This is a genomic window from Candidatus Dormiibacterota bacterium (genome assembly GCA_035544955.1).
Lineage (GTDB): Bacteria > Chloroflexota > Dormibacteria > CF-121 > CF-121 > CF-13.
Genome location: DASZZN010000002.1, coordinates 52,854 through 63,412 on the forward strand (window position 1 = coordinate 52,854; position 10,559 = coordinate 63,412).

Annotated in this window: 9 protein-coding genes and 1 tRNA gene; 9 read left to right on the top strand and 1 reads right to left on the bottom strand. The window is 65.5% G+C overall.

The features are described from left to right. Positions 1-22 precede the first annotated feature (22 nt). From VHK65_00290 to nadC, 7 genes are all read left to right on the top strand, one after another. Positions 23-94: transfer RNA gene (locus VHK65_00290), tRNA-Met, on the top strand. A gap of 5 nt (positions 95-99) precedes the next feature. Then, positions 100-1,293 (top strand): tRNA lysidine(34) synthetase TilS, encoded by a 1,194-nt coding sequence (gene tilS, locus VHK65_00295; GenBank protein HVS04594.1) that lies wholly within the window; start codon positions 100-102, stop codon positions 1,291-1,293. 63 nt (positions 1,294-1,356) lie between these two features. Next, positions 1,357-3,285 (top strand): ATP-dependent zinc metalloprotease FtsH, encoded by a 1,929-nt coding sequence (gene ftsH / locus VHK65_00300; protein HVS04595.1) that lies wholly within the window; start codon positions 1,357-1,359, stop codon positions 3,283-3,285. A gap of 231 nt (positions 3,286-3,516) precedes the next feature. Continuing rightward, positions 3,517-4,350, top strand: coding sequence for a DUF2520 domain-containing protein (locus VHK65_00305; protein ID HVS04596.1), 834 nt, complete (start codon positions 3,517-3,519; stop codon positions 4,348-4,350). Then, positions 4,347-5,150, top strand: coding sequence for a 3-methyl-2-oxobutanoate hydroxymethyltransferase (panB, locus tag VHK65_00310; protein ID HVS04597.1), 804 nt, complete (start codon positions 4,347-4,349; stop codon positions 5,148-5,150). The genes VHK65_00305 and panB overlap by 4 nt, the downstream gene beginning before the upstream one ends. Continuing rightward, the gene (panC, locus tag VHK65_00315) at positions 5,098-6,006 is read left to right on the top strand and encodes a pantoate--beta-alanine ligase (GenBank protein HVS04598.1); all 909 of its coding nucleotides are present in this window, start codon (positions 5,098-5,100) and stop codon (positions 6,004-6,006) included. The genes panB and panC overlap by 53 nt, the downstream gene beginning before the upstream one ends. A 116-nt stretch (positions 6,007-6,122) precedes the next feature. Continuing rightward, a complete protein-coding gene (gene nadC / locus VHK65_00320) occupies positions 6,123-7,250 on the top strand; it encodes a carboxylating nicotinate-nucleotide diphosphorylase (protein ID HVS04599.1) in 1,128 nt (375 codons plus the stop codon). Positions 7,251-7,289: 39 nt separating this feature from the next. On the opposite strand, the gene VHK65_00325 is transcribed toward nadC, so the two are convergent. After that, complete coding sequence (locus VHK65_00325) at positions 7,290-8,159, bottom strand: patatin-like phospholipase family protein (GenBank protein ID HVS04600.1); 870 nt, start codon at positions 8,157-8,159, stop codon at positions 7,290-7,292. 159 nt (positions 8,160-8,318) lie between these two features. Between VHK65_00325 and rpsA the strand changes: the two genes are divergently transcribed. Together rpsA and VHK65_00335 are read left to right on the top strand one after the other, a co-directional pair. Beyond that, on the top strand, positions 8,319-9,545 hold the full coding sequence (gene rpsA, locus VHK65_00330) for a 30S ribosomal protein S1 (protein ID HVS04601.1): 1,227 nt from the start codon (positions 8,319-8,321) through the stop codon (positions 9,543-9,545). A 326-nt stretch (positions 9,546-9,871) separates the two neighbouring features. Then, positions 9,872-10,559, top strand: a 688-nt coding sequence (locus tag VHK65_00335) for a Clp protease N-terminal domain-containing protein (protein HVS04602.1), incomplete at its 3' end; no start/stop codon positions are given.

Here is a 10,559-nt window from a genome sequence, read left to right on the forward strand (position 1 = left end):
TGCTAAACTAACCGATGCTCTGGGCGGAGTAGCTCAGTGGTAGAGCAACCGGCCCATACCCGGTATGTCGCAAGTTCGATCCTTGCCTCCGCCATTTCCATGATGCTCCCCAGCAGGGTCGCCATCGCCATCAGCCTCCATCACGTCTTCGAGCCGGGCGAGCGCGTCGTCGTCGCGGTCTCGGGCGGACCAGACTCGCTCGCACTCCTCTCGATCTTGCGGGAGATCCTTCCGGCCGTTCCCCTGCACCTCACCGTGGCCCATTTCGACCACGGCTGGCGTGCCGACAGCAAGGACGACCGCGACTTCGTGGCGTCGATGGCGGCGACGTGGGGTTACGCGTTCCATACCGCTCGCGCGGATGACGACACACCGCACACCGAGAGCGCCGCGCGCACCGCCCGCTATGCCTTCCTGCGACAGACGGCCGCCGAGACCAACAGCACAGCCATCGCCATGGGGCACACGCAGGACGACCAGGTCGAAACGCTCCTGCTCCACCTCCTGCGCGGGAGCGGCTCCCGAGGGCTTGGGGCCATGCGACGGCGCCACGCCGACCTGGCGCGGCCACTCCTCGACATCTCGCGAAAGGACATCGAGGCCTACCTGTCGCGACTCCACCTCACCCCACGCCGCGATCCGAGCAACGAGGACCCGCGATTCACCCGCAATCGCCTCCGGCAGCAGGTTCTCCCCGCGATCGACGCCTTTGATCCCGCAGCGCGGGAGTTGTTGGCGCGCACCGCCGACATCCTTAGCGAGGAAGACCGCTTTCTCGACGACGCCATCGCCCAGGTGCCGGCCGACCTCGCGCGCGACCGGGTCGCGTTCGCGAAGCTGCCACCTGCGCTACAGCGCCGCGTCATCCGCCAGCTGGTTCCCGATGCTGGTTTCGTCGAGGTCGAAGCGCTGCGCCGCGGTGAGCCGCCGGCGGGCGCGGTACCGAACCCTCAACCACCCGCCCGTCTGACGGTCAGAACCTGCACCTGCGACCCGGTGGCCTTCAGGGCGCGCGACCAGGTCGGACACCTCGATGGCGACCTCGTCCAGCTACCGCTGGTCGTCGCCACCCGCCGGCCCGGCGACCGGATGCGTCCACTCGGGCTGGAGCAGGCCAAGCGCCTCCAGGACATCCTGGTCGACGCCCACGTCCCGCGACATCTCCGTGACACACTGCCCGTGGTTTCCGACTGCGAAGAAATCGTTTGGATCCCCGGTGTTACGGTCGCCGAGAGCAAGCGCGTCACCTCTGCGACACTCCGCCAGCTGCACCTCGAAATAGAGCGCCGCTGAACTCGTTCTACTTCGTGTTGGTTAACAGGATTCTTAAAAATCCGGTGTTAAGATAGCGTGGCCATGAGAGGCCGAAACCGCAACATTTTCTACTTCATCCTGCTCGCTGGTTTGCTGGCAATCATCTGGGCGAGCTACAAGAGCTTCAACAGCATCGCCGCGCCAGCCGATAGGACGACCTCCGAGCTGATCAAGGCGGCGGACGCTGGCGATATCAAGCAGGCCGTGATCAAGGGAAACGGGACGGAGGTCGATTGGACCGACAACAGCGGCAGAAACTTCAAGACGACCTTCCGCGACACCTACCAGATCGAGACGAAGCTGATCGCAGACAACGTCAACTTCAGCACCGAGCAGCCGAGCTCGTCCAACCTGCTGCTCTCGGTCATCCTGCCGAACGTCATCCTCTTCCTGGTGATCGGCGGCTTCATGTGGTACATGCTCCGCCAGACGCAAAGCGGCAACAACCAGGCGATCTCGTTCGGTCGCAGCCGCGCTCGTCTGCTCAGCGGTGACAAGCCGGCCGTCACCTTCAACGACGTCGCCGGGGTGGAGGAGGCCAAGCAGGAGCTCACAGAGATCGTCGAGTTCCTCAAGTTTCCGGAGAAATTCACCGCGCTCGGCGCCCGCATCCCCAAGGGCGTGCTGATGGTCGGCCCGCCCGGCACCGGGAAGACGCTGCTGTCCAAGGCGGTCGCCGGCGAAGCGGGCGTCCCCTTCTTCAGCATCTCGGGCTCCGAGTTCGTCGAGATGTTCGTCGGCGTCGGCGCCTCGCGCGTCCGTGACCTCTTCGACCAGGCGAAGAAGAACTCGCCGTGCATCGTCTTCGTCGACGAGATCGACGCCGTGGGCCGCCAGCGCGGCGCCGGCCTCGGCGGTGGCCACGACGAGCGCGAGCAAACCCTCAACCAGCTGCTCGTGGAGATGGACGGCTTTGAGACCAATACCCACGTGATCGTGATCGCGGCCACCAACCGGCCGGACGTCCTCGACCCGGCGCTGTTACGGCCCGGCCGTTTCGACCGTCATGTGACGCTGGATCGACCCGACATCCGCGGCCGCCGTGCGATCCTCGAGGTGCACGCTCGCAACAAGCCATTCGATGGACAGGTCGACCTCGAAGTCCTGGCTCGCCAGACGCCAGGCTTCAGCGGCGCCGACTTGAGCAACCTTATTAATGAGGCGGCGATTCTTGCTGCCCGCAACAACAAGAAGGCGATCGGCCAGCTCGAGCTCGAGGAAGCGATCGCGCGTGTCATCGCGGGCCCCGAGCGGAAATCGCGGATGATCACCGAGCGGGAGAAGAACGTGATCGCCTATCACGAGATCGGCCACGCGCTGGTGGCGAAGTCATTGCCGAATGCCGACCCGGTGCACAAGGTCTCGATCATCTCGCGCGGCATGGCCCTCGGCTGGACGATGCAGCTGCCAACGGAGGACCGCTACCTGGTCTCTCGCAGCGAGCTCAACGATGACATGGCCGTCATCCTCGGCGGCCGCGTCGCGGAAGAGCTCATCTTCGGCGACATCACGTCGGGCGCCTCCGACGACATCGGCAAGGCCACCAAGCTGGCGCGCCGCATGGTCACCGAATGGGGCATGTCCGAGAAGCTCGGTCCCTTGACCTTCGGGCACAAGGAAGAGCTCGTGTTCCTCGGTCGCGACCTCGGCGAGCAGCGGAACTACAGCGAAGAGGTCGCCGGCGAGATCGACCAGGAAGTGCACCGCCTCGTCGATGCCGGCTACCAACGCGCCAAGAAGATCCTGACGGAGCGCCGCGACAAGCTCGTCCAGCTGGCGGAGTACCTGAAGACCGAAGAAACGATCGAGGGCTGGCAGATGGACGCTGTCATCAACTCGCCCGACGGCAAGGTGCCGCCCGTTCCCGAGCGGCCCAAGGCCGAAACGCCGCGCCCGGCCCCCACCCAGCCGAAGGCCGACGATCGCGGGCCCGAGATCCCGCCCGGCCGCCTGGAGCCCACGCCCGCTTAAGGGAGGGTAGGGGTGCTGTCCTTCGGACACTGGTACATCCTCGTTTTCGCTCTCGTTTTCTTTGGAGCGCTGATCGTGTTGGCAGTGTGGCTCGTACTCTGGGCGATTCGCATTTCTCCGCGCGGAATCCGGCCGGATAAGCGGTAAACCCTAGCGGGGCAGTAGGACAACCGACCATTTCCGCGTTATATTGAAAGCGCCCGCTTGGATCCCTGGGACCGAGACGGAATCATGCAGAAACCGACGATCGCCATCATCGGACCCGGCCGCGCCGGATCGGCGCTGGGGCGTGCCCTCCATCAGGTCGGCTACACCATCGCCGCCATCGGCGGCCGCAACCCCGACAACGTCCGCAACCTGGCGGACGAGCTGGGCGCCCGGGCCTGCCAGAGCCCAGCGACCGCGATCGACCTGGCGGACCTGACGATCGTCGCCGTCCCCGATGACGTCATCCTGCCCCTGGCGACGGACATGGCCGAATCGCTCTGCTCGGCGGCAGGAAAGGCCGCCGTCCACCTCAGCGGGGCCCAGGATCGCAGCGCCCTGCGGCCCCTCGCGCAGCAGGGGAGCCTCCGAACCGGCGTCTTCCACCCGCTGCAGACATTCCGCCGCGGACCGGAGGCCGTCCAGAATGTCGCCGGCACCTACTTCGGCATCGACGCGGACGCGCTGCTGCGCGACCAGTTGATGCAGCTGGCGCGCGATCTCCACGGCCATCCATTCGATTTGAGCGGCATCGACCTCGCCCTCTACCACGCCGCGGCCGTCTTCGCCGCGAATTACCCGATCACGCTGCTGGCGGAAGCGATCACCCTCGCCGTCGAGGCAGGTCTGGACGGTGAGACAGCGCGCCAGGGCATGACGACGCTGCTCGCCGGTGCGGTCAACAACCTCCGAGACCTCGCGCCTGCCGACGCGATCACCGGACCCGCCTCGCGCGGCGACCAGGGCACCATCGAACGGCACCTGGAGGCGCTGAAGCACGATCCCGAGCTCCAGCGGCTCTATCGGCTGCTCGCCGACCGTACGAAACTGCTCAACGCCAACAAGGAGGCCGCCGCATGACGACCAGCGTCCGTGACCTGCGCAAGTGGAAGACCGAAGGCACGAAGTTCACCATGCTGACGGCCTACGACTACACCACGGCGCGCTGGCTGGATCAGGCCGGCATTCCCGTCCTGCTGGTCGGCGACAGCCTGGGCACGACGATGCTGGGCTACCCCGACACCCTCAGCGTGACGATGGACGACATGATCCGCTATGCGGGCGCGGTCGTCCGCGGGGCACCGAACGCCCTGGTCGTCGGCGACATGCCCTTCATGGCCTATCACGCCTCCGCGGAGGACGCGATCCGGAACGCCGGCCGTTTTCTACAGGAAGCCCGCGTCTCGGCGGTGAAGATGGAAGGGGGAGGGCGCGTGATCGACTACACGAAACGACTGACGGCGATGGGCATCCCGGTGATGGGGCACCTCGGGCTGACGCCCACCTTCGTCAACCAGTTTGGCGGCTACCGGGTGCAGGGCCGCAGCGACGAGGCGGCGGAGCAAATCCTCGATGATGCCAAGGCCTTGGAAGAGGCCGGCGCGTTTGCGGTGGTGCTCGAGGCGATCCCCAGCCCGCTCGGCCAGCGGGTAACGCAGGCGTTGACTGTCCCAACGATTGGCATCGGCGCCGGACCTCACTGCGATGGGCAGGTGCTCGTCATTCAAGATGTCCTCGGCTTGAATCCGGACCATGTCGCGAAGTTCGTCCGCCAGTACGCCAAACTCGGTAAGGCGATCGAAGCCGCCGCCCGCCAGTTCGACCAGGATGTGCGGAGCGGCGCCTTCCCCACCCCTGAGCACGAGTACTCCGCCCGCTAAGACCGTCGTCATCGAGTCCGCGAACGCCATGCAGGAGCAGGCGATCGCCTGGCGCCACGCCGGCGACGAGATCGGCGTCGTGCCCACTATGGGGGCGCTTCACGCCGGCCACGAGAACCTGGTCGCCCGTGCCAGGCGAGAAAACCAGCGCGTCATCGTCACCGTCTTCGTCAACCCGGCCCAGTTCGCACCCAACGAGGACTTTGCGACCTACCCCCGGACCTTCGACGAGGACCGCGCTCTGCTGGAGGGGCTAGGGGTGGATGCCATCTTCCATCCGCCGGTCGACCAGATCTACCCCCCGGCGTTCAAGACCCGGGTCGATCCCGGGCCGCTGGGCGAGGTTCTCGAAGGCAAGAGCCGGCCCGGCCATTTCGCCGGGGTGCTGACGGTCGTGCTCAAGCTCTTCAATTTGACCCAGCCAAAGCGGGCCTACTTCGGGCAGAAAGATTTCCAGCAGGTGGCCCTGGTGCGCCAGCTGGTCCGCGACTTCGGGCTTCCCGTCCGGATCGTCGCCGTGCCCACCGTCCGGCACCCCGATGGCCTGGCGATGAGCTCCCGAAACGCCTACCTCGACGCATCCCAGCGGCAGCTCGCCCCGGTTGTCTACCGGGCCATCACCAAGGCGGCACAGGCGTTCACCGGGGGTGAAACCTACCCCGCCCGTCTGGAGAGCCTTGCGCGTGAGGAGCTGGCGTCGACGTCCGAGCTGGCTGTGGATTATGCGGTAGTGGTGGATCAGACCACGCTGAGTCGTCCCGAGCGGGCCATCCCGGGCAGCGTTTTGGCGGTCGCTGTTAAACTTGGTTCAATCAGATTGATCGATAACGCGGTATTGGGAGCGGAGCGCCTCTGAATTCAGAACGGCGCTCGAAGGCGAAGGGGCGAGTCACAACTTCAAAAGTCAAAGCGAAGCCGACCGCCAAGTCGGCGCGCCCAAAACCCCTGTCCCCTGGCAAGAATGGGGCCTCCGTGGCCCGGAAGACGGCGGCGGCACCCCGGCCTAAGCCGGCGGCCGCGCACAGCCAGCCCGTCGCCCCCACCCCTGTCGTGAGCCCACCGCCGGCTGCCCAGCCGGCGCCGGCGCAGCCCCCGCTGGCTCCGGGCGTTCCTATCATGCCCTTCCCGCGGCCGACGATCCTGGGACTCGGGTCGCCCTGGCGGACCGCCGGCCGCCCGCCGGGAATGCCGCCGCGTCCCGCCCCGGTCCCACACCCCACTCCGGCGCCGCAGCCGCGCCCGGCCGCCGTTCCGGTCGTAACGATGCGCTTCCCGATGAGCGCGGTGGACAAGTTGATTAAAGAGGCGCTCGCCGAGGACATCGGTGACGGAGACCTGACCACTGAGTCGCTCTTCCCGGGCAAGGTCAAGGCACGCGGCAAGCTGATCGCCAACGAGGAAGGCGTCCTCGCCGGCCTGCCGATCTTCAAGCGGGTGTTCGAGCTGGTCGACAAGAACATCAGCTTCGAGCCGCGCGCAACCGACGGCATGGCCCTCGCCGGCGGGCAGCTCGTGGCTCGTGTTTCCGGCCCGGCGGTCAGCGTCCTGCGGGCCGAACGGACCGCCTTGAACTTCCTCCAGCACCTCTCCGGCATCGCCAGCCAGACCGCCAAGTTTGCGAACGCGGTGAAGGGCACCAAGACCCGAATTCTCGATACGCGCCGCACCACGCCAGGCTTGCGCTTTCTCGAAAAGTATGCGGTCGAGGTGGGCGGCGGCGTCAGCCTCCAGAAGGGGCTTTCCGACCGGCTGGTCGTCACCGAATCGCACCTGGCGCTGAGTGAGGGTGTGCCGAACATCGTGCGCCAGCTCCGCAAGGCCCACCAGGGAAAGCGCATCGAGCTCACGGTTACGAACATGCAGGAGCTCGACCAGGCCCTGACGGCGAAAGTGAATGTCCTGCACCTCGAGAACTTCCCGCCGGGACAGGTTCGCCAGGCAATCGCCCTCGTGCAGGGCCGTGCCAAGGTGGAGGTCACCGGCAAGGTCGGCCTCGACAACGCGCGAGCCTACGCCCTCGCCGGCGTCGACTACATCTCGGTGAGCCAGCTGACCCAGTCGGTCAAGGCGTTCGACTTCAGCTTCCGCGTCTCGCGGTAACGTTTTCCGCCTGCCGCGGGGAGGCTAATCGAGAGGGTTCTAGTGGTAGACGGGCGCCGCGATCGGTGCCAGCTCAGGACTCCGGCGGCGTTTGGGCCGCGTGTCGAGCACCTCGGAGGCGAAGCGATAGCCTTCTTTCAGGTAAAAGTCCGTGGCACCGAAGTCCATCGAATGGCGCAAGAACCCGGCATCCGGCCGTAGGTGGATGATCTCCACCGAGCGACCCATTTGCTGGATCGTCCAGCGGGTGCGATGCTGAGCGGCGATCTGGAAGGTGTGGTCGACGATGGCGTTCATCGATCCCAGCGGGGCCGGTAGCCGGCCGGCATAGCCCGAATCCAGGACGTAGACGCGCCGTGCGCCCAGCTCGATGGCCGTGTCCAGCCCGGTGGGGTCGACCAGCCCGCCGTCGACGTGTTGCCGCCCGTCGATGACGACCGGCGGAAAAACGCCCGGGATGGCCGAGGATGCCAGGACAGCCGGAGCGAGAGCGCCGTGCGAGAAGACGGCTTTGGTCCCCATGGTCAGATCGATCGCCACAGTGTGGAAGGGGACGGCGAGATCCTCGAAGTTATGCACCTGGAGGTGCCGGGCGACGAAGCGGGAGAGCCCGCTGCCCTCGTACAGTGAGGGCTTCCGTCGCACCATGTTCCGGGCGGCGCGCCACCAGACCATGTCCAGCGTCCGGCGGTTGACCTGGCGCCAGACCTGCTCCAGCTGCTTCACCCACTCCAGGTCCGGCCGGTAGGCGGTCCACGCGCCATTCCAGGCGCCGATCGAGACCCCGACGATCAAATCCGGCGTGATATCCCGCTCGATCAGGGCGCGCAGCATACCCACCTGGGCGGCCCCTCGTGCCCCACCCCCAGAAATCGCGAATGCCGTCCGGTCGCGCCGCCAGTGCAGCATGACAGTTTTAGTGTAGGCAACTGTCGCGATGTCGTCCAGTCACAGTATGTTTTGCGAGGGACGACAAAGCCTGGTTGCTATACTTCTCGGTGACTCGCGCTCCTGCTAACAACTTGACGACCAACGAGTTCCAATAACACAAGGTGGTGGCCTACTGGTTTGTCTGATTCCGAGCTTTCTCAGGACTCGTCCGACTCGCAGAATGGAAGCGCCGCGACGATGGAGGAGTTCCTCAACCAGGAGGAAGCTTCAAGTAAGCCCATAGCCCACGGTGACATCATCGATGGTGTCGTGGTTCGCGTCGATCCCGATGAGGTTCTGGTCGATGTCGGCTCGAAATCCGAAGGCGTCATCTCCAGCCGCGAGCTGGGGACCCGCGAGGCGGGCACGCCAGACCTGCACTCCGGGGACCACATCAAGGTCTTCGTCCTGCAGCCCGAAAACGAGGACGGCAATGTCGTCCTGTCGCTCCGTCGCGCCCGGGCCGAATCGGTCTGGATAAAGGCGCAGGACCAGCAGGCCTCCGGCGAGATGATGGACGCCGAGGTCCGCGAGCAGAACAAGGGCGGCCTGATCGTCAACATCCTGGGACTGCGCGGCTTCCTGCCGACCTCCCAGGTCTCCCGCACCTACAGCTCGAATCTCCAGGAGCTGGTCGGCCAGCGGATCGGCGTCAAGATCCTCGAGGTCAACCGCAAGCGCAACCGGCTGATCGTCAGCCAGAAGGCGGCCTTCGACGAGGACCGCGCGCGTCAGCGCGGCGAGCTCTTCGAAAAGCTGAAGATCGGCGACGAGATTCAGGGCAAGGTGTCCGGACTCACGACCTACGGCGCCTTCGTCAACCTGGGCGCCGCCGACGGCCTGATCCACATCTCCGAGCTCTCCTGGGACCGGGTCGCCAACGTCGGCGACGTCCTCCAGGTGGGACAGGACGTGCAGGTCAAGGTCATCAAGCTGGATCCGGAAACATCCCGGATCTCCCTCAGCCTTCGTCAGTTGGGACAGGACCCCTGGGATCACATCGAGAAGCGCTTCCCGCCCGGCGCCATCGTCGAGGGCGAGGTCACGAAGATCAAGAAGTACGGCGCCTTCCTCCAGATCGGCGACGGTATCGAGGGCCTGCTACACATTTCGGAGCTGGCCTGGGAGCACGTCGAACACACCGAGGATGTCGTCCAGGTCGGACAGAAGCTCAAGGTGCGGGTGCTGCAGGCCGACCGGAGCCGGCGCCGCATCAGCCTCTCGCTCAAGCAAGCGGAAGAGCCGCCACCGGGAGGCCGCGCCGAAGAGACTGAGGTTTCCGACTATCCGGGCGAGATCGAGCGCGTTCCGCAGACGGAACGCCAGCCGGTCTATGCGGAGGTCAGCGCCGCCCCGCAGGAATAGGGCCCACACCCTACCCCTCTCCTAAAGGGCAGGGAACATTTCTAAGCAACCTCCCCAAAGGGGGGAGTAGCCGGCCGTATCGCTAAGGGATTATTAGATTGGCGCGTATTCAAACTGAATTTGCGCTATGCTTCCGAGAACAATTGTTTAGGCCTACCCGAGCAGTGGTAACTCCCTAACGTCTCAGCAGGCGGCGAGTCCGCAGATCCAGGCGGGAAGTGTTTTGAGATTCCGGGTATCGTAATAGGTAGCAGATAAAGTCAGTCGGAGGATATTGGTTGTACCCCTTTGAGCGATTTACGGAGCGAGCGAAAAAGGTCCTGACGTTGGCCCAGGAAGAGGCCGAGCGCTCGCACCATTCCTATATCGGCACCGAGCACCTGCTCCTTGGCCTGCTGCGCGAAGGCGAGGGCCTCGCCGCCAAGGTGCTGAACAACCTCGGGGTCGAGATCAACAAGGTCCGCGCCACCATCGAGTCGGTGCTGGGCCGCAACGAACGCATCATCATCCAGCAGATCATCCCCACCTCCCGGGTGAAGAAGGTCATCGAGATCTCCTTCGAGGAAGCCCGCCGGATGGGGAACAACTACGTTGGCACTGAGCACCTCCTCCTCGGCCTTTTGATCGAGGGTGAAGGCATCGCCGCCCACGTGCTCGAGGATCTCGGCGCGAACCTAGAGAAAGTCCGCGGCGAGATCGACCGCCTGCTCCACGAGAGCGGCCTCGACGAAGAGGCAGCCACCGCGAAGAAGCCGTCGAAGACCCCGTTGCTCGACCAGTTCTGCCGCGACCTCACGGACCTGGCGGCGAAGAACACACTCGACCCGGTGATCGGCCGCGAGACCGAAATCGAACGGGTGGTGCAGATCCTTTCCCGCCGGACGAAGAACAACCCGGCGCTGATCGGCGAGCCCGGCGTCGGCAAGACCGCGATCGCCGAGGGCCTGGCCCAGCAGATCGTGCTCGGCAACATCCCGGAGTCATTGCGTGGCAAGCGGGTGCTGACCCTCGATA

Coding starts and splice junctions, on each gene's coding strand:
- tilS (HVS04594.1), top strand. CDS start 100: ATGATGCTCCCCAGCAGGGTCGCCATCGCCATCAGCCTCCATCACGTC.
- ftsH (HVS04595.1), top strand. CDS start 1,357: ATGAGAGGCCGAAACCGCAACATTTTCTACTTCATCCTGCTCGCTGGT.
- VHK65_00305 (HVS04596.1), top strand. CDS start 3,517: ATGCAGAAACCGACGATCGCCATCATCGGACCCGGCCGCGCCGGATCG.
- panC (HVS04598.1), top strand. CDS start 5,098: ATGTGCGGAGCGGCGCCTTCCCCACCCCTGAGCACGAGTACTCCGCCC.
- panB (HVS04597.1), top strand. CDS start 4,347: ATGACGACCAGCGTCCGTGACCTGCGCAAGTGGAAGACCGAAGGCACG.
- VHK65_00325 (HVS04600.1), bottom strand. CDS start 8,159: ATGCTGCACTGGCGGCGCGACCGGACGGCATTCGCGATTTCTGGGGGT.